Origin of the sequence: Allohahella marinimesophila, assembly GCF_039538005.1 — a bacterium.
Lineage (GTDB): Bacteria > Pseudomonadota > Gammaproteobacteria > Pseudomonadales > Oleiphilaceae > Allohahella > Allohahella marinimesophila.
In genome coordinates, this window is the sequence record NZ_BAABBO010000001.1 from 818,926 (window position 1) to 844,586 (window position 25,661).

At 57.6% G+C, this 25,661-nt stretch carries 19 protein-coding genes and 2 tRNA genes; 11 read left to right on the plus strand and 10 right to left on the minus strand.

The features are described from left to right. Nucleotides 1-115: 115 nt before the first annotated feature. Entirely contained in the window at nucleotides 116-2,437 is a 2,322-nt protein-coding gene (gene rlmKL, locus ABD735_RS03680; protein WP_344803388.1) for a bifunctional 23S rRNA (guanine(2069)-N(7))-methyltransferase RlmK/23S rRNA (guanine(2445)-N(2))-methyltransferase RlmL, read from the plus strand. On the opposite strand, the gene ABD735_RS03685 is transcribed toward rlmKL, so the two are convergent. Further along, complete coding sequence (locus tag ABD735_RS03685) at nucleotides 2,421-3,155, minus strand: outer membrane beta-barrel protein (RefSeq protein WP_344803390.1); 735 nt, start codon at nucleotides 3,153-3,155, stop codon at nucleotides 2,421-2,423. The genes rlmKL and ABD735_RS03685 overlap by 17 nt on opposite strands. A 136-nt stretch (nucleotides 3,156-3,291) precedes the next feature. On the opposite strand from ABD735_RS03685, the gene ABD735_RS03690 reads away from it, so the two are divergent. Next, nucleotides 3,292-3,981 carry a hypothetical protein gene (locus ABD735_RS03690; RefSeq protein WP_344803392.1) on the plus strand — a complete coding sequence of 230 codons (690 nt, stop codon included), beginning with the start codon at nucleotides 3,292-3,294 and terminating at the stop codon, nucleotides 3,979-3,981. Here the strand turns inward: ABD735_RS03690 and ABD735_RS03695 are convergent. Continuing rightward, nucleotides 3,978-4,502: a hypothetical protein gene (locus ABD735_RS03695; protein WP_344803395.1), complete on the minus strand. Its 525-nt coding sequence runs from the start codon at nucleotides 4,500-4,502 to the stop codon at nucleotides 3,978-3,980. The two genes, ABD735_RS03690 and ABD735_RS03695, sit on opposite strands and share 4 nt — an antisense overlap. Nucleotides 4,503-4,606: 104 nt before the next feature. On the opposite strand from ABD735_RS03695, the gene ABD735_RS03700 reads away from it, so the two are divergent. Together ABD735_RS03700 and ABD735_RS03705 are read left to right on the plus strand one after the other, a co-directional pair. Further along, nucleotides 4,607-9,127 carry a hypothetical protein gene (locus ABD735_RS03700; RefSeq protein WP_344803397.1) on the plus strand — a complete coding sequence of 1,507 codons (4,521 nt, stop codon included), beginning with the start codon at nucleotides 4,607-4,609 and terminating at the stop codon, nucleotides 9,125-9,127. Nucleotide 9,128: 1 nt separating this feature from the next. Beyond that, on the plus strand, nucleotides 9,129-10,505 hold the full coding sequence (locus tag ABD735_RS03705) for a M18 family aminopeptidase (RefSeq protein ID WP_344803399.1): 1,377 nt from the start codon (nucleotides 9,129-9,131) through the stop codon (nucleotides 10,503-10,505). A gap of 6 nt (nucleotides 10,506-10,511) precedes the next feature. Here ABD735_RS03705 and rarD read toward each other — a convergent pair whose 3' ends face one another. The 3 genes from rarD to ABD735_RS03720 all read right to left on the minus strand — a co-directional run bounded on the left by rarD (nucleotide 10,512) and on the right by ABD735_RS03720 (nucleotide 12,754). Continuing rightward, nucleotides 10,512-11,438, minus strand: a complete 927-nt coding sequence (rarD, locus tag ABD735_RS03710; protein WP_344803401.1) for an EamA family transporter RarD — start codon at nucleotides 11,436-11,438, stop codon at nucleotides 10,512-10,514. 86 nt (nucleotides 11,439-11,524) lie between these two features. Continuing rightward, nucleotides 11,525-12,010: a GreA/GreB family elongation factor gene (locus ABD735_RS03715; RefSeq protein WP_344803403.1), complete on the minus strand. Its 486-nt coding sequence runs from the start codon at nucleotides 12,008-12,010 to the stop codon at nucleotides 11,525-11,527. 141 nt (nucleotides 12,011-12,151) lie between these two features. Then, the gene (locus tag ABD735_RS03720; protein ID WP_344803405.1) at nucleotides 12,152-12,754 is read right to left on the minus strand and encodes an ABC transporter ATP-binding protein; all 603 of its coding nucleotides are present in this window, start codon (nucleotides 12,752-12,754) and stop codon (nucleotides 12,152-12,154) included. A 103-nt stretch (nucleotides 12,755-12,857) separates the two neighbouring features. Here ABD735_RS03720 and ABD735_RS03725 point away from each other — a divergent pair, with 103 nt between their 5' ends. Next, nucleotides 12,858-13,727, plus strand: coding sequence for a helix-turn-helix domain-containing protein (locus tag ABD735_RS03725; protein ID WP_344803407.1), 870 nt, complete (start codon nucleotides 12,858-12,860; stop codon nucleotides 13,725-13,727). Nucleotides 13,728-13,794: 67 nt separating this feature from the next. On the opposite strand, the gene ABD735_RS03730 is transcribed toward ABD735_RS03725, so the two are convergent. The 3 genes from ABD735_RS03730 to ABD735_RS03740 all read right to left on the minus strand — a co-directional run bounded on the left by ABD735_RS03730 (nucleotide 13,795) and on the right by ABD735_RS03740 (nucleotide 14,751). Beyond that, nucleotides 13,795-13,871, minus strand: a tRNA-Pro gene (locus tag ABD735_RS03730). A gap of 10 nt (nucleotides 13,872-13,881) precedes the next feature. Next, nucleotides 13,882-13,957 (minus strand) — tRNA-Asn (locus ABD735_RS03735). A gap of 77 nt (nucleotides 13,958-14,034) precedes the next feature. Then, nucleotides 14,035-14,751: an arylesterase gene (locus ABD735_RS03740; protein ID WP_344803409.1), complete on the minus strand. Its 717-nt coding sequence runs from the start codon at nucleotides 14,749-14,751 to the stop codon at nucleotides 14,035-14,037. Nucleotides 14,752-14,900: 149 nt separating this feature from the next. On the opposite strand from ABD735_RS03740, the gene ABD735_RS03745 reads away from it, so the two are divergent. Genes ABD735_RS03745 through ABD735_RS03755 form a run of 3 tightly spaced genes read left to right on the plus strand, consistent with a single transcriptional unit; the run spans nucleotide 14,901 to nucleotide 19,155 of the window. Beyond that, entirely contained in the window at nucleotides 14,901-15,629 is a 729-nt protein-coding gene (locus ABD735_RS03745) for an ABC transporter ATP-binding protein (protein WP_344803411.1), read from the plus strand. Next, nucleotides 15,626-18,187: an ABC transporter permease gene (locus tag ABD735_RS03750; protein WP_344803413.1), complete on the plus strand. Its 2,562-nt coding sequence runs from the start codon at nucleotides 15,626-15,628 to the stop codon at nucleotides 18,185-18,187. Before ABD735_RS03745 ends, ABD735_RS03750 begins: the two co-directional genes overlap by 4 nt. A gap of 2 nt (nucleotides 18,188-18,189) precedes the next feature. Further along, the gene (locus ABD735_RS03755) at nucleotides 18,190-19,155 is read left to right on the plus strand and encodes an alpha/beta fold hydrolase (RefSeq protein ID WP_344803805.1); all 966 of its coding nucleotides are present in this window, start codon (nucleotides 18,190-18,192) and stop codon (nucleotides 19,153-19,155) included. 5 nt (nucleotides 19,156-19,160) lie between these two features. On the opposite strand, the gene ABD735_RS03760 is transcribed toward ABD735_RS03755, so the two are convergent. Both ABD735_RS03760 and xseA read right to left on the minus strand, forming a co-directional pair. After that, on the minus strand, nucleotides 19,161-20,438 hold the full coding sequence (locus ABD735_RS03760) for a M48 family metalloprotease (protein ID WP_344803415.1): 1,278 nt from the start codon (nucleotides 20,436-20,438) through the stop codon (nucleotides 19,161-19,163). Nucleotides 20,439-20,444: 6 nt separating this feature from the next. Then, entirely contained in the window at nucleotides 20,445-21,887 is a 1,443-nt protein-coding gene (xseA, locus tag ABD735_RS03765) for an exodeoxyribonuclease VII large subunit (RefSeq protein ID WP_344803417.1), read from the minus strand. 159 nt (nucleotides 21,888-22,046) lie between these two features. On the opposite strand from xseA, the gene guaB reads away from it, so the two are divergent. From guaB to tadA, 3 genes are read left to right on the plus strand one after another with little or no spacing between them, the layout of a single operon-like run. Beyond that, complete coding sequence (gene guaB / locus ABD735_RS03770) at nucleotides 22,047-23,516, plus strand: IMP dehydrogenase (protein ID WP_344803419.1); 1,470 nt, start codon at nucleotides 22,047-22,049, stop codon at nucleotides 23,514-23,516. Further along, the gene (gene guaA, locus ABD735_RS03775; RefSeq protein ID WP_344803421.1) at nucleotides 23,506-25,101 is read left to right on the plus strand and encodes a glutamine-hydrolyzing GMP synthase; all 1,596 of its coding nucleotides are present in this window, start codon (nucleotides 23,506-23,508) and stop codon (nucleotides 25,099-25,101) included. Before guaB ends, guaA begins: the two co-directional genes overlap by 11 nt. Further along, nucleotides 25,092-25,655: a tRNA adenosine(34) deaminase TadA gene (gene tadA / locus ABD735_RS03780; RefSeq protein ID WP_344803423.1), complete on the plus strand. Its 564-nt coding sequence runs from the start codon at nucleotides 25,092-25,094 to the stop codon at nucleotides 25,653-25,655. The genes guaA and tadA overlap by 10 nt, the downstream gene beginning before the upstream one ends. Nucleotides 25,656-25,661: the final 6 nt, after the last annotated feature.

Genomic DNA, 25,661 nt, shown 5'->3' on the forward strand with positions numbered 1-25,661 from the left:
CCGTACCAAGAACGAATCTGTGCTTGCCACTGCCTTTTGCATGGGCCACAGTCTCCACACCATCAAAGTAGCGTTAATTCCCGCTGCATGTGAACGAATAGTTTGGTCTATCAAAATGAGTTTTAATTCTAATCCCTTGTTTACCGACAGCCTGCAAACCACTCAGATCCAGCTGGTCTACCCCAGAGGTTTCGATCATCTCGTCGCCTCGGAGATTGCGGGCTGCGGCCTTCAGACCGATCAGCTGTTGCGAACGAGGGCGGTAAGCCATGCCACCCTGGGCCAGATTTACTGGCTGCTGATGTACAGCCGTCTGGTAAGCAGAGTGTTAATCAACCTGGCTGTCGATAACAAAACGACACAGGTGAGTGCCCTCTCGGAGGCCGCTGCCAGCATCGACTGGGTTCGTCTGCTTGAGCCGGATAGTCCATTCTGGATAGATGCGAAGGGACAGGACGGCGATATTCGCAGCGCCGGCTTTGGTGCACAGTTGATCAAGGATGCCATCGTCGACGCCTTTCGCGCTGCTGGTGAAGCGCCACCGTATCTTGACCGGGACAATGCACGCCAGGTCATCGCTGCCGGCTTTGGACGGGGCTTCAGTATCGCGCTCGACTGCAGCCGCCGTAGTCTCCACCAGCGAGGCTACCGAAATGCGCAGGGAGCAGCGCCTGTCAAAGAGCATCTGGCGGCGGCTGTGCTCATGCGGGCTGGCTGGCCGGAGATGGTCGCAGCTGATCCGGCGGCCTCCATGCTCGATCCATTCTGTGGCTCCGGCACCATTTTGATCGAAGCGGCTCACATGGCGATTCAACAGGCACCCGGTCTCCTGCGCGAGACCGGCCTCTTCAGGTATGCCCGCTGGCATGAGCCAGAACTCTGGCAGGCGGTTATCGTTGATGCGACAGCACAGGCAGCGGCTGCCCGGCAGCGCTGGACCGGTCGCTGTCTCGGACGTGATGTCGATCCGAAGGCGCTGACCCATGCCAGCATCAACATCAGAAGCGCAGACGTCGTGGAGTTCATCGATCTGGAGCGACGCTCGGCTTCAGAGGCCATGAGTGCGCCGGAGGCCTCTGCCTACGGACTCATCGCCACCAATCCGCCTTACGGCGAACGACTCGGTAGCACGCTCGAGATACAGCGACTCTATGCTGACTGGGCAACGGCGCTGAAGCAGTTGAAGCATGATTGCAGGCTTGCGGTTCTATCTGGTCTGCCAGATGTGCCACAGGTCATGCATCTCAAGCCGAAGAAGCAATACCAGCTGTATAACGGCGATCTCGAAGTGGTGCTGAGTGTCTTTGAACTCTACGGCGGGCCCAAAGCCGATCGTAATGGGACGACTGATGCCCAACCGATTGACAGGTCTCCCCATCAGGACGATTTTACTGAAAATCTGGCGATGCCGTCAGGGCAGGGCGTTAGTCCAGAGACCTGGAGCGAGCACCAGCAAACCCTGGCCAACCGCCTCAGGAAGAATCTGAAACAGCTGCGCAAGTGGGCCGGACGGAACGACGTCAGTTGTTACCGGCTCTATGATGCCGATATCCCCGAGTTCGCCTTTGCACTGGATTGGTATGAAGGCGAAGTGTCCCTGCAGGAATATGCTGCGCCGAAATCTGTAGATCCAGTCAAGGCGAGGCAGCGGCTTATCGCGGCCAGAGCAGTGATTTCGTCAGTGCTTGAGCTTGATGAAAGCAGGGTCGTAATCAAGCAGCGCAGTAGGCAGCGCGGCAACAGTCAATACGAAAAGGCAGGCCGCTCGGGCCCGTCTCCCTTGTCACGACCGCCTGGACAGTCCTCTTTACCTGCGCCATTCCGTATCGTGCAGGAGGCGGGCATGAGAGTGTACGTCAACCTGCATGACTATCTCGATACCGGGCTTTTTCTGGATCATCGACCTGCGCGCGCGTGGCTTCGTGAGCAGGCCAAAGGCAAGCGGGTGTTGAATCTCTTCAGCTATACAGCGGTAGCATCATTGCAGGCCGCAGCAGGCGGGGCTGCGGAAACGCTGAGCGTGGATATGTCACAGACCTATCTCAACTGGGCGATTCATAATTTTGGGCTGAATGGCCTCAACAGTGGTCAGCACAGGTTCCTGCAGGCTGATGTGATGGAGTGGTTGTCATCCAGTGAAACGAAGCGGGAACGCTTCGACCTTATCTTTCTCGACCCGCCTAGTTTTTCGAACTCCAAACGCATGACCGGGGTGCTGGATATACAGCGTGATCACGAGGATATGATTCGTGCCTCCATGCAGCGCCTGGAAGATGGGGGCACGCTGCTGTTTTCCAGCAATCTGCGATCATTCAAGCTGAGTCCTGCCCTGAAAGAGGCCTTCGAGGTGACGGACTTTACGAAACAGTCAATTCCTGAAGACTTCGCCCGTAACCCCAGAATTCACAGCTGCTGGCTGATCAGAACTCGTACTTGATGCCGAGGTTCAGGAACTCGGTTCTGATATTGGTGAGGGTGTCTTTATGCAGCTGCCCGAATTCGAGGGATGCCCATATATCGTAGTGAATATGGATGTCCGTGCCGAGTATGTACGAGAAGCTGAATGAGCTGTCGATCAGTCCTTCAGGGATGTCCGGGAAGCCCCGAAGTGCCGAGCGATCGGTAGACGCGACCAGCCGAGTGACGCCGACCAGGCCGTAGACCTGGAAATAGTCTGTCAGGTTGGCCTGTGGTCCGATAAGCCCGGAAATATAATAATCGATATCGAATTCAAGCGAGTTTTCCGGGTCATCAGCAGCTACGGCCGTCTCCAGCCCCGTGCCAGCCCGCGCCTCGAGTCGGAAGTAATCGCTGAGATATGTTCCGGCGACTATGGAGGCGCCATCAAACTTGAGATCGTCCTTGGCCAGGGTGACACCACGAACTTCCAATTGCGTGCCGAAGATGCCGATATACGAGCGCTCGTGCTTGGGCACAATCTCCGGGCCGCGCTTTTTCCTGGGCTTCTTCGCCGGAGCATTTTCGATGGCCGAAGAGAGGGCTGCACCGCTGTCGGCATCATCCGCCAGAACGTGCGCAGACGCTGAAAGCAGCATTGTTGACAGCAGGCCAGCCATTATTGGCTTATAATGAAAGGACCTGCTCCAGAGCATCGCCTTGCGGAGGTGAGATTGAAAGCTTGCGCTGAAGATCATTTGTGGTCCTTGCCGGAACTGCTAACTAGGGCGTGGATTTTGCCCTGCTCATTCTCTACAGTCACGGAAAATAGTCACAAAACAAGTCTTTATTCCAGCCAAACTTCTATAAAACAGACCGAGCTACAGATTTACCATGTCCGAATCAACTGAATACGGTGAACCAGCCGTCCCCTTGCTGGCCCTGTTAGGCAAGGCTTTTTACCAGGCGCAGGCGCTTGAGCACACACTTGCCGGCCTCTATGGGACGAGCCCTCACAGCATCGCCAGCCGCTGGAAAAGCCGGCTGCGAAAAATGATGTACACCAGCAGCCAGGGGCAACTTGGCAAGGTGACCGAGGACATCATCTACGATCTCGAAATACCTGAACAGCATTGGAATATTCTCCAGAAGGCTCTTTTTCTCAGGCACTGGATCAAGAATGCGTTTTTTCATGAGGCCGGGCATCGGCTTCAGGCCATGGATGACGATGAAATCGAAGCGCTCAGTTATCGTCTACAGATGGCATGTGACGAAATGGCCGATGCGGTCAGGGCGATCAGCGAAATGCTGCTCGACCGCGAATATTACAGTCGAGACGATGATATTTCCGAGCGCGTGGCCATGGCGGTCGAGAAATACTGGGTCGGCAGCAAGGAGGAGGCAGCGGCCGAGCCTAACTGGGAAAACGAGTCAGTTCAGCCGAGACGCAGAAAGTCCGACAGGCTGGATGATGCCAAGAAGAAAGAGCCACGTGAACCAGACGCCAGACCTCATGCAAGGCTAGCTTCCGAAACACGCAATATGAGCGTCGGGCGCCCCCGATTTTATGGCAAGCGCAGTTAGTCTTCTTCCCTCTGAACATACTCTTCGATGAGCTGATGGAGCGCGAATACGCTCTTTTCGGCCTCATCGGTCCCCTGGGCCTGCTCCTGCACGAATTCTGTTCGCCGTTCATACAGCTCATGAAAGTCGTAGTCGATATTATTATCGCTCAGGAAGTTGGTCAGGCTATGAATTTCGAATGATGGCTCCGCACCGTAGGGCTCATATAGACGCTCCAGCAAGGCCTCATCAATATCGAGCCCGTCAACCACGACCTGCTTGTCTGCCAGCTCTTCGTTGAGTTGCCTGATGATATCAAGTGCGGTGGTCCCTCGCTCCCGCAAATCATCTAGATTGAATTCGGAGGTGGTGGGCTGGTCTTCGGCTTCTTCGACCCACTCATCTTCAGGAATGATGAGCTCATGGTTGATCTGCCCGCCCATGATGCCCCAGGCGATGGCGACCGGGAAACTGTCACTTTCACCGGAGTAGGCCTCGATATCGAGGAGCCAGATGTCAGAAGTATCAATGCGATGCGCCATTGTTATTACGTATTCTCCTAGTCTCACGGTGTCTTAAGTTGCATTTAGCTGGCCCTGACGCTACTTTCGCGAGCACCCGCTTTACTATTTATAAGACATTTTCCATGAAAGCTGAAGTTTGCGTTGCGCACAGGTTCGCATGGCCACGAATGAATGGCTCCACTGACCGAGGTTTTTTCGGGCTCGGCGGCGTGCTGTTTTGGCCAGTTCTGCTATTTTTCCTGTATTCATCACCTGCGTTCGCACAATCGTCTGCGTCCATGTCACAACTGAGTCCCCAGCAGCTGTCCATCGTCGACGCCTGGCCTGACGCTCTGCAGCAATGGGTGCCCTGGATTCTGCAGCGCAACGAACAGCTCGCGTGTACCAGGACTGCGCTCAATCGAGATGACAAGGCGGAGCGCAATGGCACCCTCGAGGATGTCTGCTTCTACGTCAGCCCGCTGGCTGTCAACCTCGGAACCAACAGTGCTGCCTTCGATTTTCGGCTTTCGGCGCGGAAGGAAGTGTTTGCACCCTTGCCCGGAGACAGGACGACCTGGCCACAGGATGTCATGGTGGATGGCAGGCGCGCCCCGGTAGTCGCTTCCTCACAAGGCGAGCCTGGTATTTACGTGGGTGCTGGCGAGCATGAGATCCGCGGCGAACTCCGCTGGAAAAGCGCTCCGCAGAAACTGGCAGTGCCGCTCGCATTCGGACCTGTTCAGCTGCAGCGCTCCGGGGTGTTGAGCAATGAAGTCTATATCGACGACAAAAATGATATCTGGCTGGTCACTGATCGCGACAAGAATGCTGCCAAACCGGCTTCTCTGCGTCTCCAGGTTTACCGCAAGTTACTCGACGATCAGCCAAAAATGCTGTACACCCAGCTCGTTCTCGATGTTGCCGGAGACAGCCGTGAGGCCGTCTTGCCTGGCTTTCAGTTGCCTGGCTTCAAACTCATCGATCTTACCAGCCCGCTACCTGCAAAGATTGAATCGGATGGTGCACTGAAGGTTCAGCTGCAGCCAGGTTCTTTCACCATTAACGCGGTATTTCGGCAGACCAGTGAGGTCAATGCCTACTCGATTGCAGAACCTGCCGAGGGCAGCTGGCCCTCCCAGGAAATCTGGGTCGTGGAAAGCCGCCCCAGCCTGCGTCGGATTGAAATCAATGGCGAGGCCATCGATCCTGACAGAACCCTGCTGCCGGCAGACTGGAAGACGCTGCCAGCATTCCGGGTAGCGCCCGGTTCACCGCTCTTGCTGAAAGAACTGGACAGAGGTGTGGGCAAGGTGGAGAACAACGAGCTGCGGCAGGTGAGCACGGTCTGGCTGCAGTTCGATGCTCGTGAATGGCTCTGGCGGGACCGGTTGACCGGACGTATGAACGATGGCTGGCGTATCGAGATGGCACCGCCGTTTTTTCTCGGCCACGTCAGGCTCGACGGTGCGCCTCAGAGTATTACCCAGCTCGAAGACTCCGGTCTGCACGGTGTTGAAATTCGCTCAACGGCAGTCAATCTGGATGCCGTGTCCAGGCTGCCAGCCTTGCACAATGGGCTTACCTATACCATGCCAGCCAGCGGCTGGAAGCATCCGCTCAGCGAACTGAGCCTGGACATCATGCTGCCTCCAGGCTGGTGGGCACTGGCTGCGCTGGGTGCTGATTTCAGCGCTGGTACCTGGTTGGATGAATGGTCGGTTTGGGATCTTTTTCTGATTCTTTTCGCTGGCGTCTGTGTCTTCAGGATCTATGGCGCTGGCTGGGGAATGATTGCATTACCGGCTGTCGCCATTGCCTATCAGGCTGCGAGTGTGCTGCTGTTCCTGCTGATCGCAACCCTGTTATTGGGTCGTCCGCTCGCTCGGGCGAATGCCGCCGGCACCCTGCGGTTCCGCCTCGAAACCATGCGCCGAATCGGTCATCTGACTGCGTTGACCGCGCTCTCTGTCTTCCTTGTGATCTACTCCGCCGAGCAGTTGCGTCTGATCATGCATCCACAGCTCGAGCGCCCTCTGCTGCCAGAACAGGCTGCCTTGCCACAGACGGCAGCTCATGCGCTCAGTCGTGAACTTGAAGCGCCGATGGCTTCGCAGGCTTTCGATCGACGCAAGAGCGCACCGCTCATGTCCAAACCGCGAACAGATCCAGATGCCGAATGGTTATACGATGTCGGTGACCAGCCGCTACAGACCGGGCCTGCCGTGCCTGAATGGCGATGGCACCGTATCTCACTGAACTGGCAAAGTGCGGCGAGCCAGTCCGATTCGCTGCGCCTGATCGTGCTGTCACGATGGCAGACGGCGGTAGCACTTTGTCTGCACCTGCTGCTGCTGGCCTTCCTGCTCATCCGTCTCTGGTTACCGAAAGAGTATGGGGACGAGTCTGACGATTTTCCGGATGCGGGCATCTTTGGTTCGCTTGGTCGGCGTTTCAGACGTGGCAAGCCAGCATCCCCGCCAACCGATGCGCATAGTAGTGCCTGGCAGCCAGGTATCACTACACGCCTTGGTGTGGCGCTTGTGTTCGGCTGTTCGATCCCATTGCTCTGGTCACCGTCTACGGAGGCACAACAGGTCGGCAGCGGTCGCGGGCCGAATATCGAGATGACTTCAGACCCTGCTTCATTCGTCGCGCCGTCGCAGACCTTGTTGCAACAGATGGAGGCACGATTGCTGATGCCACCAGCCTGTCTACCGAGTTGCGTCAGCGTAGATCGGGCCTCCCTGGTGCTGGACAATCAGAAGGCTGTGCTTACCCTGGTCGTCAGTAGTCAGACCAGACAGATGGTGCCCCTGCCAGCCCGACGCGGCTGGTGGGTACCTGACACTGTTTCTGTAAATACTCAGCCGGTCGAACGCTGGCATACCGATCCGGAAGGCGTGTGGCACACTGAGCTCGAGGCCGGCGTGTTCACGCTGCGGCTCGAAGCCGAGGTCGAGGATCTTGATCAGTTCAAGATCTACTTTCCGCTACTGCCACACTATGTTGATGTGCAGAGTGCCGACTGGGTGGCCTCGGGGCTGTCCGGCACCCAACTGCTGGGGCGTGAACTCACTTTCGAGCGCGATTCAAGCAGTGGCAGAAGAGCTGATGCCCGCAAACACTTATTTCAGGAGCCCGCACCTCCATTCGCCAAGGTGAGCAGAACACTCAATCTCGGCGTCGACTGGCAGGTCAGGACGACCGTAGAGCGGGTCGCGCCACTGGAGGGAAGTCTCACCATCGATCTGCCGCTCTTGCCCGGTGAGACCCTCATGGGTCGCTTCGAAACGCCAAAGCCTGGCTGGATCCGAGTGACGCTGCAGGACGGCCAGGACACCGCAAGCTGGACATCCACGCTGACACCACGACAGAGCCTGCAGCTCGAAGCGCCGGTGAACGATAGCTGGACCGAACAGTGGAACCTGGCCGTGGGACCGCTGTGGCGAGTCACCTATTCGGGCATAGCGCCCTACAGCGTGACCTCCCGTGGTGTGTGGCAACCGAGCTGGTTGCCCCGGCCCGGGGAGAGTGTCTCGCTCGATATCACCCGGCCCGAAGTCATCGAAGGCAAACAGCTGACCATCGATCAGGCGAGGCTGCGCAAGACCTTCAGCCAGGCCTCAGCGGAGAGTCATCTCACTATCGAAGCGAGGGCCTCCAGGAGCCAGCGTTTTTCATTCCGCCTGCCTGAAAAGGCTGAAATCACCTCGGTCATGCTGAACGGTGAACGCGTGCCGCAGCCGCAGAAGCGCGGATCGATCGACGTGATTCTGGGCTTCGGCAGTCAGACCGTCGAAGTGGCGTGGACTGAACCACAGCGAAGCCACTGGCGTGGCTCGACGCCAGCCATAGAGTTTCCTGTGGCGCTGAATAACATTGAAATCACGACCGTTCTGCCTGGCGATGCCTGGCTGCTGCATATGGCCGGCCCGAAATATGGACCGGCCCTGCTGTTCTGGCCCTTGCTCATCGTGCTGCTGGTTGCCGCGGTCGTGGCTGGTCTCCTGCGCAACAACCCACTTGGTATTGGCCAATGGATGCTGCTGGCTGCAGGGGCGAGCCTGGGCTGGGTGGCCGGACTGGGCATTCTGCTGTTCTGGCTCACTGCGCTGTTCTATCGGGAGCGGATCATGAGCCAGCTCAGTCGCTCACAGCAAAGAGCTTATCAGGCGCTTCTGATCGTGCTGACGATAGCCGCCTTCGCCTGGGTGCTGCTGAGCATTTCGCGAGGCCTGATCGGTCAGCCTGTGGACTACGTCCTGGGGATGGGGTCATCTGCCAATGTGCTCAACTGGTACATCGACAACACCGCCGCGACTTTGCCCAAAATAGAACTGTTCTGGACACCGATCTGGCTGTATCGGGCGCTGGCACTACTGTGGTCCCTCTGGCTGGCTTTTGCGATGCTCGCCTGGCTCCGCTGGGGTTGGCGTCGAATGTCCGAGCCGGTACCGGCTACTGACGACAGGGTAGAGCCCGAGCCTGCCCACCCTGACACTGTCGCGTCTGATTCCGAGGTAACTGAGCCTTCCGCAGGCGAACACGGTGCATCGGATGGAAAAGGACTGGAACAGCTGACTCAGGACGGTGGCCGGCCAGAGGCTGATCAGGATGCCAAGGCCCCCGACAACCCGAAAGATCCGAAAACGGAATACTGATATGACTGCCAAAGATACTACAGTGGAGACCTTCAACAGGGATTTGCTGACCTTTATCGATAATTCGCCGACACCGTTCCACGCTGTTGCCAATATGCGCGAAGTTCTGGACAAGGCGGGATTCACGGCGCTGGATGCCACTGCCGACTGGAGCACGCTGTCTCTTGAAGCACTCGATCGCAGCTACGTTGTCAGGAATGGCTCATCCATCGTCATCCTCGCCAATATGGCCGCTCTGGCTGAGCCTGAGGCCATCAGCAGGGGCTTGCGGCTCTACGGTGCACATACCGACAGCCCATGTCTGAAATTGAAGCCACTGCCGGCGCTGAGCCGCCATGGCACTGGCCAGCTCGGTGTCGAGATCTATGGGGGTGCCTTGCTCAATCCCTGGTTCGATCGAGACCTGTCGATGGCGGGCCGGGTCGTGGTGACCACAAGCAAGGACGAGCGTCGTAGTCTGCTCATCGATTTTCGACGAGCCATTGCCACTGTGCCGAGTCTGGCTATCCATCTCGATCGTGAAGTAAACCAGAATCGCTCGGTGAATCCACAGAAGCATATGCCGCCGGTCATGCTGCTCGAACAGGTAGGCGGGGCAGGCTTCTCGACTGAACGCTTCGAGCAATTGCTGCTCGACGAAGCCAGAAAAACGGCCGGTGACGATTCGCTGAAGCGCGTGGTGTCGTGGGAGTTGAGTCTCTATGACACGCAGCCAGGCGCCATTATTGGAGTGGAGTCACAGATGCTTGCTTCGGCAAGGCTCGACAATCTGCTGTCCTGTCATGTCGGGCTGCAGGCCATGCTCGATTCGAAGTCGTCTGAGCCATGTGTCCTGGTCTTCAACGACCATGAAGAAGTTGGCTCGCAGTCCGCTGAAGGCGCAGAAGGCAATCTTTTGCCCTCGACCATTCAGCGCATGGTGGCGGCTGTTCGCAGCGACAGTACCACTGAAGATGTCAGCGTTCGTGCCCATCGTCTTCTCGAACGCTCTTTTATGGTATCGGCTGACAACGCTCATGCGATTCATCCGAATTATCCCGACCGCCATGATGAGAACCATGGCCCGCAGCTGAACCGTGGTCCGGTCATCAAGGTGAACCACAATCAACGCTATGCGACCAATGCCGTGACCAGCGCGTTCTATGAGGAATTGGCAAGTGGCTGTAATTTGCCATGGCAGAGTTTCGTGGTTCGGACCGACATGGCCTGCGGTAGCACCATCGGCCCGATTACGGCGTCAGCACTTGGCGTCAAGACACTGGATATCGGTATGCCGCAGTGGGCCATGCACTCGATTCGCGAGCTGTGCGGCAGCGAAGACCCACATAACTTCTATACAGTCATGAAAGCTTACTTCAGTAGGCAAACGCTGCCCTGACCTGCATTACACCGGCCGTGCATCGATGACGGCCTCGCTCGCGGCAGCGGGCTTCGGCCGTTGGCGCATACGAAGCAAGCCCTCTCCACTGTACAGTGCGAGGGCGGTCCAGATCAGACCAAAGGCGATCATTCGGTCGCCGCCAAATGGCTCGTTATACATGAATACGCCAAGTAGCAGCTGAATACTCGGTGCCGCATATTGCACTAGCCCGAGCGTGGCTAGCGGTATCCGCTGCGCTGCATGAGCGAACAGCAGAAGTGGCGTTGCTGTAATGACACCGGTGCCAATCATCAACAGGTTCTGGCTGATACTCGTGTGCAGGAAGGCCCCGCTACCATCGGCTTCGAGCCAGAGCAGATAGGCCAGCGCCGGCAGGCACAAAATCATCGTTTCCAGTGTGAGACCGTTCGGCGAGTTCAGCACGGATTGCTTGCGTAGAAGGCCGTAAAAACCAAACGAGAATCCAAGCACCAGCGCAATCCATGGCAACTCACCCAGGCTGATGGTGAGATAAATGACGCCGCAGGCCGCTATTGCCACACTCAACCACTGTATCGGCCGCATTCGCTCCTGCAGAAACAGGAAGCCCAGCAGCACGCTGATCAAAGGATTAATGAAGTAACCCAGGCTGGCATTGACGATGAAGCCCGAATTGACAGCCCAGATGTAAGTAATCCAGTTGGCACTCAACAGCAGGGCCGCGACGGTACTCAGCACGATGAGCCGTGGCGATTTCAGGGTTGGCTTGAGCCAGCGCCACTGCTTCAGTGCAGTGAGTAGCCCGGCAAGAAAGAGGAGGGACCACACCATGCGGTGCGCCAATATCTCACCCGATCCGAGAGTGCCAAGCAGTTTGAGATACAGTGGCAGAAAGCCCCACATCACGAAGGCGAGCAGGGCGCTGCCTATTCCGATAGCAAGAGGCGACATGAAATAACTCGTGTTTGGCCGGCAAGGGCAAGCAGAACATGGTATCACCGGCTTCGGATGCGCAGTAGGTACAGCGGGAGCTGGAATCAGACGATGTCTGTTATGCTCGCTGGAGTCTGGACACCTTTCTGCATCAGCATGATGTCTTCACCGACGGCTTTGCCGAGCAGCTGTTGGCCGAGCGGGGACTGAGGTGTGATGACCCGAACGTCGACCTGCTCGAAGCTGAGCACCAGGCCAGCCGCACCGGGGCCTATGAAGTACTTCAGCCGCGCATCGTCATCGAGCGTGACCAGCGCTGTCAGTCGAATCTCGTCGTCATCGTCAAAGGCTCGGGGAGCCAGATCCCGATAAGCCTGAAGAGACTGCTCGATCTCTCGTACTCTTCGAGATAGTCCGGAGGCCAGGTAGCCGCTTTCGAGACTAAATGTATCGTATTTGTTCTCAGCTGCGCTTTCTTCGTGCGTCGCTGCATCATGGGCACCGCGCGCCTGAGCCTTGACGGTGTCGAGGTCAGCTTCGAGGCTGAGAATGATCTGGTGGATCAGGGAATTTTTGCTGATAATGCTCACGCCTGACTTCCAGATGGCTAAAGGGATGGAGAAGGCTGCATGAAACGCAGACTCAGCGGCGCTTAATTGCGCACGTCCGAATCATAGAGGCTCCAGGTTGTCTCTACAAGACGACCTTCAAGGTAGCCACCCGCTCATCGCTTAAGCCAGCCGCTTCTCCGACTCCGCATCAAAGAACACCGCCCTTGACAAATCCGGCACCAACTCCACCACATCGCCTGGCTTGACGATGTGATCCGGCGAAACGCGACAGGTCACTTTTACGCCGTTCAAGCGAACATGCAGCATCGTATCCGGCCCGGTTGGCTCCACGATCTCGACCGTAGCCTTGAGAGTAGGGTTCTCCAAGTCCTCTACCTCATCGGCACAACGTGCAGGCAGACGCTCAGGACGAATGCCCAGTAATACCTCGTTATGGCCCATTTGATGCAGCTCACGTCCCGTTTTTCCCAGGTCCATGTCATGCACGTGGCCAGCGTGATCAGAGATGTTCGCCATGAACTCGCCATTGCGCTTTTCGATCCTCAAGGGGATGAAGTTCATGCAGGGGGAGCCCATGAAGCCGGCCACAAAAACGTTCGCAGGTTGATCATAAATCGACTGCGGCGTCCCGAACTGCTGTACGATGCCGTCTTTCATAACGGCAATTCGATCGGCCAAGGTCATGGCTTCGATCTGATCATGTGTCACATACACGATGGTGGTGCCAAGATCCTGGTGCAGCTTTTTGATTTCTGCTCGCATTTTGTTACACTCGCTTTCGCTACTTTACCCCGCGCTCTGCCCGCCCTTCCTATACTGGCCCAACTGCACGTGACTTAAAAAAACAATAGAGACGGGCTGCCTCATGACACAGGTTCAATCAAGATATTCAGCTGAATATTGTTCACTCGAACACCCCGATTTTCACACCAGTTGCTTTCGCGGTGATGCCATTCTTGAATCCCCGCTTGAGTACAGCGGAGAGCGCAGTGGTTACTTCGAATTCTGGACCGTGCTCTTCGGCCAGCTGAACTTCAGCTACGGTGACCAGGCCTGGGCGCTGTCCGCTGGTGATCTGCTTTGTTTTTCTGCTGTGCATCCACACGGCGTGATGGCTGCCAGCCAGGATTGCCGTCTGCTACGTATGCGCGTTCCCCTGGCGGAGCTGGTTCAGAGCCTGCCGATGGGTGAATTGACTCGCCTGCTGCAGGAGGCGACACCTTTTCAAACTGTCCTCGATTCGCGGATGCCACTGTCGAGAGTGCTGGACTGGGTAGGCGATCTCCAGAACGCGCACAGCGAGCTCACCGCGCTGGTGCTCGACGAGGCCTTGCTCTATCTACGCCGGCGAATGCTTGAAGTCAGCCGGTCCACCACGGCGGTTTCACCGATTCCAATGGTATCGCAGCGGGGCTTGCAACAAACTGCCCGAATGGTCGAGTTCATTGCGGAGAATTTCCGGAGTGATATCAACATTGTCGATATAGCGGACGCCGCCGGGCTGCCCAAAAGTACCGCCATGGCGGTGTTCAAGGCGACCCTGGGTTCATCGATATTGAGTTTTCTGACGGATATGCGACTGCGACATGCGAAAGCGCAGCTGGTCTCGTCAACCATGCAGGTCGCGGGAATTGCGTACGACAGTGGATTTTCTTCGCTGACAAGATTTTACGAGGTGTTTGCACGGCACACGTCAATGACGCCGCTTCAATATAGACGGGCATCATACGGGTAACAACAGGGGGGGGGCATTCAGACAACACGATAAAGCGGGGGAAAGTAAAAACGACCATTTGAAAAAATGGTCGGGGTAGAGAGATTCGAACTCCCGACATCCTGCTCCCAAAGCAGGCGCGCTACCAGACTGCGCTATACCCCGAATTCAAAAATGGCTCCTCGAGCTGGACTCGAACCAGCGACCCAATGATTAACAGTCATTTGCTCTACCAACTGAGCTATCGAGGATCATCGTTGAGCGGCAGGATATTACTGAGTTCACTCGGTTGAGTCAACCACCTGCGTGCAAGAAATCTCGATCTTTTTCAGCTGTTCGATTCCTGCTCACCCACCTCTCGCAAGAGATCCCGCAGTTCTGGCCAGACATTGTCCAGAATCTGTGGTTGAGCCTCTACAGTAGGATGAATTCTGTCCTGCTGCATATAGCCTTCGGTAAACACTACATTATCCAGCAGGAAGGGCACAAGTGGCACCTCGAGTGATTTCGCAAGATCCGCATATTGGGCGGCGAACGCTTCGCTGTATGCCGGGCCGTAATTCGGCGGAATCATCATGCCCACCAGCAGCACGTGAGCGCCATCTGCCTTCGCCAGCTCGATCAGCTTCTCCAGTTCGAGTCGCATGCGCTGAACCGGATAGCCGCGCAGACCATCGTTACCGCCAAGCTCCACGACCACGACATCAGGCTCGGTTCGCTCGAGCAGTCTGGGCAGTCGGCGCAGGCCTCCGCCTATGGTTTCGCCAGAAATACTGGCATTGACGACCGACCATTTACCCGGGACGCAGTCTTCGCCAGTCACACTGTCTGTACACTGCTGATCGGCAATCCGGCTTTCGAGCTTTTTCACCCAGCCTTGATCGAGATCGATACCATAGCCGGAGCTGAGCGAATCGCCGAGTATGAGGATCTTCCGCGGATCGGAGGCTGAGGCCTGGGCGGCCGCTGCCAGGCTGAAAATGGCCATGAATAGAAAGGCACTGATTACCGTTTGCCACTGCTTCGAACTGGTCTTGTACTGCACTATATTGGTCCTGCCTCTGCAAACCCGGTGCAATAGATTTTCATGCCCCGAGCGTATAAGGTTTGTCGAAAGCTGGTCTGGCCGGCTTCCGTTCGTCTCCCCATTCATTTACGACAACTGCGACCCCAAAGTCCATGCCTGATAATGTAATGAAAGAATCGCAAAGTTCGTCAGACCCCGTTCTGGCGCTATCCGGAATCCGCAAGACTGTCGCTGGTACGACGCCGCTGACGATACTGGAACACGTTGATCTTAACGTGGTGGCTGGTGAATCGCTGGCCATACTGGGCCGTTCGGGGTCAGGCAAGACCACACTGCTGTCGATCATGGCGGGCCTTGATATTCCAAGTACGGGTGACGTGATGCTGCAGGGCAGCCAGCTCAGTAGCCTGGACGAAAACGGTCGGGCCAGTGTTCGTCGAACCTCGGTCTGCTTCGTGTTCCAGAACTTCCAGTTGCATCCTTATCTGAGCGCGCTTGAGAATGTCATGCTGCCGCTCGATCTCAAGTCGAAATATGGCGAACTGGACAGCACGGCCAAGAATTCCGCGCAGGAAGCGGAATCCTGGCTTCAGCAGGTCGGGCTGGGCGAGCGTATCAATGCCTGGCCTACCCAGTTGTCCGGAGGTGAACAGCAGCGCGTTGCGCTTGCAAGAGCCTTCGCGGGCCGCCCGAAGATCCTGTTTGCCGACGAGCCGACCGGCAACCTTGACGAAGCGACAGGCGGTGAAATCATCGACCTGCTATTCGAACTGAACCACAAGCAGGCCACAACGCTCATTCTCGTCACTCACGACATCAAACTGGCCGAGCGTTGCCATCGCCGGGTTTACCTCTATGATGGCCGTCTGCACGACGAGCCGGCGTCCGTCGCATGAGTATTCGTCGTGAGCTGAGGCAGCCAGCCTTCAGAATCGTGTTCTACAGCCTGTGTGTCATGTGTCTGATGTTGATGCTGATGATGCGGCTCAATGTGGCGCTGGTGGAAAAGTTCGCCCAGGGTCAGCGCGCGATGGCTGGTGGTGACGTCGAGCTGGATTCGAATCGGCAGCCTGAACCCGCTGATAAGTGGACCAGACTGGCGAGCGAGACGGGCCTTGCCTATTCCGAGACCTATGAGTTTTCGACCATGGCCGCGGTCGAAGACCGACCTGTCGCCGAAGATCCTGACCTGACCCTGCCGGAGTTCCAGCTGGTATCGGTAAAGGCGGTCGATCAGTTCTATCCGCTGGAAGGTCAGCTGGATGTCGAAACCCGCACGAGAGCGCCCGGTGATGGCGAGAACGCGGCCACTTCGGAGTTTGCTGGGCCGCCCCCAGGGGAAGTCTACCTGGCTAGAACCCTGTTCGAACGGCTCGGCGTCGAGTTTGGATCAAAGATTCGCATTGGCCGCGCTGTTTTCGAAGTCGGCGGCCGCCTGCTCTCGGAGCCCGATCCCTCTTTCCGTATCGTTGGCGCTGCACCACGCGTGCTCATGAACTTCGCAGATGTCCCGTCTACCGAGATCATTCTGCCGGGCAGCCGCTATGACTATGAAGTGAATATGAGCGGTTCGCCAGACAGGCTGAGTGCCTTCGAGGCGGCTGCAACGCCGATGATGGGCGCTTCTGACGAGCTCGAATGGGCGAATTCGCGTGAGGGTACGCTATCGCGAGCCTGGGAACGCAGCAGCGCCTTCCTCGCGCTGGCTGCCCTGGCGACCATCCTGATTACCCTGGTGTCGCTACAACTCGCGCTCGAACTCTATGTCATGCAACAACAGCGTATTGTCGCGCTTCAGCGTACGCTCGGCATGACCTCCGATGTGCTGCTGCGGGACTATCTGGCCAAGCTGGGAATGGGGCTAGTATTGGCACTCACCTTTGGCTGGTTGGCCTCTTTGGCGCTCGAACGGGGTCTTTTCGCGCTGCTTGGTGAGCAGGTGAGCCTGCCAGCTTCACCGTTGTTTGGCTGGTGGGTTCTGCTACCGGCAGGTGTCGTCGCTTTCGTCTGCCTCTTTCAGTGGTATCCACAGCTGAGATCGCTGCTGCAGGCACCCCCGGCGAGTCTGCTCCGGCAAAGTGAGGACGGCAGCGTCGCCAGCTCGAAAACCGGTCGTCTGTGGACCCTGACAGGCTATGCATTGCTGGTCGTGACACTGGCGCTCTATCTCGGCAGTACGCTGCTGGTCGTGGTCGTCATGGCGCTTTTTCTCGTGCCCTTGCTCCTGGCTGGCCTGCTGTTCCTGCTGGCGCGCGTGGCCACGAAAAGCCTCTCCGGCGATCGTCACGTTATCTATAAGAGCGCCTGGCGCTCGGCGCTGGCCAATATTCTCCGTCGCCCCTGGTGGGTGATTCCGCAGACGGCGGCACTGGGCGGCACCTTCGGTCTGCTATTGACAGTCTTCCTGATCAGGACCGAGCTCATCACGCAATGGACGACGCAGCTGCCGGACGACGCGCCCAATCACTTTCTCATCAATATCGCACCCTACGAGCGTGAAGAACTCGAGAGTCTGATCCAGGAGACGGCAAACAAGCTGCAGCCGATGTATCCCTTGATTCGTGGTCGCCTTGCCGAGATCAATGGTGAAGACGTCAAGACCACGGTGTCGAAGGAAAAGAATGTCAATGCGCTCAATCGTGAGCTGAATCTGACCTGGTCTGCCGAGCTGCCAGACAGTAACCAGGTAGCGGACGGCGAGTGGTGGACAGATGCGGGCGGGCAGCTGGACCCCGGCGAGGGCTCGCCCGTTCGTGTGTCGATAGAATCTCTCCTTGCCCAGCAACTCGATCTCGATGTCGGTGACAGTCTGGTCTTCGATATCGGGTCAGAGCGGCTGGAAACGGTCGTGAGCAGTCTTCGAACTGTCGACTGGACCAGTCTCAAGCCCAATTTCTACGTTATTTTCGAACCGGGCGCCCTCGAGGCCTTCACGCCGTCCTATATCACCAGCTTCAGGGTGGGGGATGAGCATTCGGCGGATCTGCTCTCCCAGATCAACAGGAACTATCCCACGGTCTCCATTCTTGAACTGGGACCGCTGATCTCGCGCATTCAGGTGCTTCTGAAACAGGTCGGGCAGGGGCTTGAGCTGTTACTGGCCATTGTGATTGCTGCCGCGGCACTGGTCGTGGTGGTGGTCATGCTCCGTGAAGCACCAGTACGGGCGCACGAAACGGCCTTGATGCAGGCCCTGGGGCTCGACCCGGGTGCGCTGCGGGCGACGCAGCGTTGCGAATTTTTCTTTATTGGCTGTGCGAGCGGTCTGCTGGCCATGGTGTTGAGTCAGACCGCGAGCCTCGTACTGCAAATCAAGGTCTTCGACATGGCGCCTACAGTATACTGGCAATACTGGCTGCTGCTACCCATTGGGCTTGGCGTGGCCATTGCCCTTTACGCCAGCTTCAACCTTCGGTCGGCAATGAGTCGGCAGCCTGCGGCGGTGCTCAAGTGAACATGGAGGCGTCGGTCGACTCTGCGTACCACCCGATCCACGACAGTGGACTCATTCAGTTCGAACAGATGTTCGCGAAGGGCGAGTTGAAAGGTCTGGAGCAGCCGCTGGTCATCAGAGGCTGGCGATCGCCGGTGCGAGGCCGGCCTCTGCTGCATTTTCTTCATGGCAATGGTTTCTGCGCATCCGTGTACTGGCAGATGCTGGCACCTCTGGTGTGTGACAATGATGGGCAGGAGGCGCCGTTCGACTGCATTTTCACAGACCTGCAGGGGCACGGTGAGTCGGAAGCGGGCAGGCATTTCCTCGGCTGGAATGGCAATGCAGCGCTGGCGACAGCTGTTATCGAGTCGGTGGCTGCCCAATACGGCGATGTCACTCGCTACGCTGTAGGACACAGTTTTGGCGGTGTTCTCACAACCTTGCTGTGCAGCCGTAATCCCACCCTGTTCAGCAGAGCGGTGTTACTGGATCCAGTACTGTTCACGCCCTGGATGCTTCGCCTGCTTCGAGTCCAGAAGCTGGTAATGCCCTGGTATCGAACACCGTTTAGTCAGAAAGCGCTGAAACGACGGGATCACTGGGCTTCGTTCAGCCACGCTGCAGACAGTCTGCGCGGACGGGGTATCTACAAGGGCTGGTGCGAAGCGAGCCTGCAGGATTTCATACTCGGTGCGCTGAAACAGCGGGATGGCAGCGCGGAAGTGGAATTACGCTGCCCAACCTGGCTGGAAGCCGATATTTTTGACAGCGTACCCTACGGCCTTTGGAGCGCCATCAAGCGTTCCAGAACGCCGACCCGGATACTGTATGGAGAGCGTTCCTATCCTTTCGTTGCCAAATCGGCACGGCTGGCGGGAAAGCGGAACAGTCATTTTTCCTTTCACGAGCTGCCAGGGGGACACTGCTTCATGCAGGAAGACCCCCAACTCGCCAGAGACGAGCTGCTGCGGGCGCTCGGCGTCTAGAGGGTCTACTGGAACTGCGACAGCCTGGATCTGGCGATATCGCCGGTACGGCCTTCGGCCTGAGCAGCCACCTTGTAGTATTCGATGGCCTGACGCGGCTGCTGCTTCGACATCGAAATGTCACCCATAGCGAGGTGCCCAACCGAGGTCGGGAGTAGCTGATTCGCTTTCTGCAGGTCTCGCTCAGCGCCAGCCAGCTGACCCGTGGCCTGGCGGACCAGGCCTCGCTTGAGTAGCGGCTCGAAATATTCCGGATTCAGTGAAATCGCCTTGTCATAGTTTTGCAGCGCAAGCTTCTCATTTCCGAGCTTCGCGTACACATCACCCTTGAGCTGATGGAACTTGCCTTCCTCGGGTTCGATCTTGATGGCCTGCTCTGCCAGGGTCATGGCTTCGCTGGTGTTGCCCTCGCTGAGTGCCTTCAGGCCCTTGTTATAGGCCTCGTAGGCTGGAATAGCGCGTCGGGTCCTCGCGGTAGCCTTCATGAATGCCTGTTCGCCACGATAGTCAGCCTCGGGAAATCTGGACTTCAGCTGTTTGGCGTGTTCAGCGTTAGCCTCCACGCGGTCCTGTGAAGGCGGGTGCGTAGCGAACATGCCCTGAATCCACGATGGATTATTGCCCTCGGAGAGTTCAACAAAGATTTTCTGAAGCTCGACGGCCGCCTGGGGGTCATACCCGGCCTTGACCATGTATTCCATGCCGTAGTGATCGGACTCCAGTTCATGGTTACGGCCGTACTTGGCCAACGCCAGTGTCGAGCCAAGTGCGGCGCCGCCAACCAGTAGCTGGCCATACTCCTGATTGCTCATGGCCAGGCCGAGACCAGCCATTCCGGCACTCACGAGCATACTGTTCTGCATGCGCTGGGCGCCATGTCGCGCTGCTGCGTGCACGATCTCATGGCCGATAACTGCGGCGAGCTGGGCCTCGTTATCGAATTTGGTGAGCAGGCCTCTGTTGATGGCGATCTTGCCAGAGGGGAGGGCCCAGGCATTGGGCACATCATTGTTCAGCACGACGAACTCGTATGGCAGATCAGGCTGATCACTGACCGCTGCCAGTTTTTCGCCGACGCCCCGAACATACATGGTGAGCTCAGGATCGAGTGTATAGGCACCGCCTTGTGATTGCTGGGCAGGTTCATACTGCTCCTGACCAATTGCCAGCTCCTGGGACTCTGACACGAGGTCGAGCTGTTTCTTCCCGGTCACCGGGTTGGTCGTGCAAGCGGCGAGAAAGCTCGCAAAGCTGAGGGCGAGCAAAATGCGCATTGGAATCATGGATAGTCAGTCTCCGCCTGGATCGGTTATATGTTCTACGAGGCACTCGGCCTGGCCGTCCTTCAGACGCACAGTCAGGCGATCGCCGGGATCAAGCTGCTTGATCGAGCTCACTACGGCGCCGACTATACCGCGAGTCTCCATGGCGTCGCTATCCGTCATCTTGCTGACGTCGTCACCGCCAGCTTCCGTGCTCACTATGGCATAACCGCGATTCATGGTGGCCAGGGGGCTGAGCTGTTCGAGCTGGCGTGCGGCCACCAGAAACTGTTGTCGACTGTTTTGCAGCGACTGCTGCCCGCAGCGCGACAGCCTGCCGAGTAGCTCATCCACACGCTGCCGACGTTCGCGTAACGGCCTGGCCGGGTCGATGGCGTTGAAGCGTGCGCTCAGCTGAGACATATGACGTTTGTGGCTGAAGATGAGCCGTTCCATTGCAGACTCTAGTCGAAGCTGGTGCTGGTCAAGCGTTTGCGAATGCCGCTCCAGGGTTTGCCCCGGATGCTGCAGTCGATTGCACAGGGCCTTGACGGCCTGGCTGCTGAGCCGCAGCACCCGGTTCATGGCCTGATTCTGGCGCGCATCGAGCTGTGCCGCCCGTACCAGCCAGTCAGCCTGGACCGGGCTGGCATGTTCAGCCGCCGCCGAAGGCGTCGGTGCCCGAAGATCCGCGACCAAGTCACTGATGGTGACATCAGTTTCGTGGCCTACCGCCGAGATCACAGGGGTGTTGCAGGCGGCAATGGCTCTGGCGAGGCGTTCGTCATTGAAGCACCAGAGATCTTCAGCAGAGCCGCCGCCACGACCAATGATAATCAGCTCAACCTCCGGATCCCTGTCCGCGCAGTGCAGGGCGGCCATCAACTCGCCGACCGCCGTATCGCCCTGAACAGTGCTGGCAAAAACCTTGACCGGTAACAATGGGCAGCGTCGTTTCAGCACGTGAAGGATGTCATGCAATGCGGCACCGGTATCACTCGTCACGACGCCAAGCCCAGCAGGCATGGCCGGAATGTCACGCTTTCTGAGCGGGTCGAACAGGCCCTCTGTCTCGAGCTTGCGCTTGAGCTGGTCGAAGGCCTGCTGCAGCGAGCCTGCGCCAGCATCGAGCATGGCATTCGCCACCAGCTGATATTCGCCACGATTTTCATAAATGCTGGCGCGGGCGCAAATCAGTACTGACTGTCCGTTCGCAGGCTTCCAGCGCACGCTCGTATTGCGGTTGCGGAACATGGCACAGCGGACCTGTGCGGCATCGTCCTTGAGCGTAAAATACCAGTGACCGGAGGCCGGGCAGATAAAGTTTGAAATTTCACCAACGATCCAGACCTGTCCGAAAGTGTTTTCCAGCAGCATTCGCGCGGCGAGGTTCAGGGCTGAAACGCTGAGTGGCTGCTGTTCCGAGCTGCCAGGACTCGCGGCAGTCTCGTCAGGATTTAAAAAGGACATATTGTGATCTTGGTTTCCACGTGCTTGTTTGTTGAGACCAGTAACATATAATACCCGGCACTATTGACTCTGTGCCCGATGCGCTTGATGCGCCCGCCTGCTAGCTGCGGCCGCTTTCGATCGTAGCGCTCACGCCATTTCCCAGCGAAGATATTCTCTATGTTACGACTCGCGCAAGAATCTCTCACCTTCGACGATGTTCTTCTGCTCCCAGGTTACTCTGAGGTGCTGCCAAAGGATGTCGATCTCTCCACTCAGCTGACTCGCGATATTACCCTCCGGATTCCACTGATTTCCTCGGCTATGGACACTGTCACGGAAAGTGGTCTGGCCATCGCGCTCGCCCAGGAAGGCGGCGTCGGTATCATACACAAGAACATGACGCCTGAGCGGCAAGCCGCAGAAGTCCGCAAGGTCAAGAAGTTCGAAACGGGTGTGATCAAGGACCCTATCACGGTTTCGCCTGATACCACAGTGGCCCAGGTTCGCCAGATCACTTTCGAGAACAAGATTTCCGGCCTGCCGGTCGTGCAGGGCGAAGAACTCGTCGGCATCGTGACCCGGCGTGATATCCGCTTCGAAACCGATCTCAACAAGAAGGTGTCCGAGTTGATGACTGGCAAGGACAAGCTGGTCACCGTTCAGGAAGGCGCTGATGCTGCGACCGTGATGTCGCTGTTGCACCGGCACCGGATCGAGAAAGTGCTCGTGGTGAACAATGAATTCAAGCTGCGCGGTCTCATCACGCTGAAGGATATTCAGAAAGCCGAAGACTTTCCCTTTGCCTGCAAGGACGACCAGGGTCGTCTTCGCGTAGGCGCGGCTGTCGGTACTGGTGGCGACACAGAGCATCGGATTTCCGTCCTGGTCGGCGCTGGCGTTGACGTGGTCGTGGTCGATACCGCTCACGGTCACAGCAAGGGTGTGCTCGATCGCGTCCGCTGGATCAAGAAGAATTTTCCTGACGTGCAGATCATCGGTGGCAATATCGCTACGGCAGATGCTGCATTGGCGCTGGCTGATGCGGGCGCAGATGCCGTCAAGGTTGGTATCGGTCCTGGCTCCATTTGTACCACACGTATCGTAGCGGGTATCGGCGTGCCGCAGATTACCGCTGTGGCCAACGTCGCTGCAGTGATGTCAAAGAAGAATATCCCCGTGATCGCCGACGGTGGCATTCGTTTTTCTGGTGATATCGCCAAGGCCATCGTCGCCGGTGCCAGTAGCGTGATGGTTGGTGGCCTGTTGGCCGGTACTGACGAAGCACCTGGCGAGATCGTGCTGTTCCAGGGTCGCAGCTACAAGGCTTATCGGGGCATGGGTTCACTGGGCGCCATGTCACAGGCCCAGGGCTCGAGCGATCGTTATTTCCAGGACATCAGCAGTGGCGTCGAAAAACTGGTGCCGGAAGGCATCGAGGGCAGGGTAGCGAGCAAGGGCCCGCTGTCAAACGTCATCGTCCAGCTGATGGGCGGAGTTCGCTCGGCCATGGGCTACACGGGCTGTGCTGACATTCCGACCATGCGCACCGTGCCGCAGTTCACCCGCATCACCTCCGCGGGCATCAACGAAAGCCACGTCCACGACGTGACCATTACGAAAGAGGCACCCAATTACCGTGTCAGCTGATAAGTCAGGTAAGGATATTCACGAGCACCGGATACTGGTGCTCGATTTCGGCAGTCAATACACCCAGCTCATCGCGCGTCGCATTCGCGAGATCGGCGTTTTTTGCGAAATTCGTGCCTTCGATATTACTCAGGCTGAGTTTGAGGAGTTTGCGCCAAAGGGCGTCATTCTTGCCGGCGGGCCGGAGTCTGTCACCCAGCTCGACTCGCCCCGAGCGCCAGATTTCATTTATGAACAGCCACTGCCGCTGCTCGGTATTTGTTACGGGCTTCAGACCATGGCCGAGCAGAATGGCGGCAAGGTCGCTGGTGCCGAAGCGCATGAGTTTGGCTACGCTCAGGTAGAAGTACTGGGTGAGCCCTCGCGATTGCTGGCCGATATCCGTGATCATGTTGGTCCTGATGGTCGCACGCTGCTCGACGTCTGGATGAGTCACGGCGACAAGGTCGTCGATGTGGGCGACCAGTTCCGCGTGACCGCAACCACGCCAAGTGCGCCAGTGGCTGCGCTGGAGCATATTTCGAAGCCCTGGTATGGCGTGCAGTTTCACCCTGAAGTTACCCATACCATTCAGGGGCAGCGCATACTCGAGCGCTTCGTCAAGGACATCTGCGGCTGCGAATGTCTCTGGACGGCCAGCCGGATCATCGACGATGCGATCGCCCAGGTGCGTGAACTCGTTGGCACCGACAAAGTGCTATTGGGTTTATCCGGCGGCGTCGACTCATCGGTAGTCGCGGCGCTCCTGCACAAGGCTATTGGTGATCAGCTCACCTGTGTCTTCGTCGACAATGGTCTGTTGCGCCTTCACGAAGGCGAGCAGGTCATGGAGATGTTCGCGAAGAATATGGGCGTCAAGGTCATTCGCGCCGATGCAGAAGCTCAATTCCTCGACGCCCTCGAGGGCGTGAGCGATCCCGAAGCCAAGCGCAAGATCATCGGCAAGGTCTTCATCGATGTCTTCGACGAGCACGCGACGAAAATCAAGGATGTCAGCTGGCTCGCCCAGGGCACTATCTATCCTGACGTCATTGAATCGGCAGCGGCCAAGACTGGCAAAGCCCACGTCATCAAAAGCCACCACAACGTCGGTGGTCTGCCTGAGCGGATGAACATGAAGCTGGTCGAGCCCTTGCGTGAGCTGTTCAAGGATGAGGTGCGCCGCATTGGTGTCGAGCTCGGCCTGCCTCACGACATGGTCTATCGCCATCCGTTCCCAGGGCCAGGCCTAGGCGTGCGTATACTTGGCGAGGTCAAGAAGACCTATGCCGATCTGCTACGTCAGGCGGATGCCATCTTCATCGAGGAACTGCATGCGGCCGACTGGTATCACAAGGTGGCACAGGCTTTCGTTGTGTTCCTGCCAGTGAAGTCAGTCGGCGTAGTCGGTGATGCCAGGCGTTATGAATATGTCGTGGCGCTCAGAGCCGTCGAGACCATCGACTTCATGACCGCACGCTGGGCACATCTGCCTTATGAGCTGATCGAGCGCATTTCCAACCGCATCATCAACGAGATCAAGGGCATTTCCAGGGTCACCTACGATGTGTCGTCGAAGCCGCCGGCTACGATTGAATGGGAGTAGGCGCTAGCGACGCGCCTCAACACCAGAGCCATCTGGCGCAGGCCGACGTAGAAGAGAACGACGAGAAGTGGATGGCGCTGGCCATGGAAGAGGCCCAGCGAGCCTATGCCGCTGGCGAGGTGCCAGTCGGCGCGATCGTGGTCGATGACAAAAGCGGGCAGGTCATCGGTAGGGGCTGGAACGCGCCTATTGATCGCTGCGACCCGAGCGCCCACGCCGAAATGACTGCGATGCGAGAGGCGGGTCTGACTCGCCGCAACTATCGGCTGACGCCTGCTACACTCTACGTAACGTTGGAACCCTGCATGATGTGTCTGGGCGCGATGATTCATGCGCGAGTCTCCCGCCTGGTCTTTGCCACGAGGGAGCCCAAGTCTGGCGCAGTGGTGAGTCACGGCAATTTGCTGGGTGACTTTCCGTTCAACTGGCAGCTGGAATGGTGCGAGGGCGTAAAGGCCGATGAAAGTCGCGAACTATTGCAGACTTTTTTTGCTGAACGCAGAGCCGCTGTGAAGGCTGGCCGATCGGGTACGGTAGCCGACCAGACTCCATAGCGGGAA

Coding starts and splice junctions, on each gene's coding strand:
- rlmKL (WP_344803388.1), top strand. CDS start 116: ATGAGTTTTAATTCTAATCCCTTGTTTACCGACAGCCTGCAAACCACT.
- ABD735_RS03685 (WP_344803390.1), bottom strand. CDS start 3,155: ATGATCTTCAGCGCAAGCTTTCAATCTCACCTCCGCAAGGCGATGCTC.
- ABD735_RS03690 (WP_344803392.1), top strand. CDS start 3,292: ATGTCCGAATCAACTGAATACGGTGAACCAGCCGTCCCCTTGCTGGCC.
- ABD735_RS03695 (WP_344803395.1), bottom strand. CDS start 4,502: ATGGCGCATCGCATTGATACTTCTGACATCTGGCTCCTCGATATCGAG.
- ABD735_RS03700 (WP_344803397.1), top strand. CDS start 4,607: ATGAAAGCTGAAGTTTGCGTTGCGCACAGGTTCGCATGGCCACGAATG.
- ABD735_RS03705 (WP_344803399.1), top strand. CDS start 9,129: ATGACTGCCAAAGATACTACAGTGGAGACCTTCAACAGGGATTTGCTG.
- rarD (WP_344803401.1), bottom strand. CDS start 11,438: ATGTCGCCTCTTGCTATCGGAATAGGCAGCGCCCTGCTCGCCTTCGTG.
- ABD735_RS03720 (WP_344803405.1), bottom strand. CDS start 12,754: ATGCGAGCAGAAATCAAAAAGCTGCACCAGGATCTTGGCACCACCATC.
- ABD735_RS03725 (WP_344803407.1), top strand. CDS start 12,858: ATGACACAGGTTCAATCAAGATATTCAGCTGAATATTGTTCACTCGAA.
- ABD735_RS03745 (WP_344803411.1), top strand. CDS start 14,901: ATGAAAGAATCGCAAAGTTCGTCAGACCCCGTTCTGGCGCTATCCGGA.
- ABD735_RS03750 (WP_344803413.1), top strand. CDS start 15,626: ATGAGTATTCGTCGTGAGCTGAGGCAGCCAGCCTTCAGAATCGTGTTC.
- ABD735_RS03755 (WP_344803805.1), top strand. CDS start 18,190: ATGGAGGCGTCGGTCGACTCTGCGTACCACCCGATCCACGACAGTGGA.
- ABD735_RS03760 (WP_344803415.1), bottom strand. CDS start 20,438: ATGATTCCAATGCGCATTTTGCTCGCCCTCAGCTTTGCGAGCTTTCTC.
- xseA (WP_344803417.1), bottom strand. CDS start 21,887: ATGTCCTTTTTAAATCCTGACGAGACTGCCGCGAGTCCTGGCAGCTCG.
- guaB (WP_344803419.1), top strand. CDS start 22,047: ATGTTACGACTCGCGCAAGAATCTCTCACCTTCGACGATGTTCTTCTG.
- tadA (WP_344803423.1), top strand. CDS start 25,092: ATGGGAGTAGGCGCTAGCGACGCGCCTCAACACCAGAGCCATCTGGCG.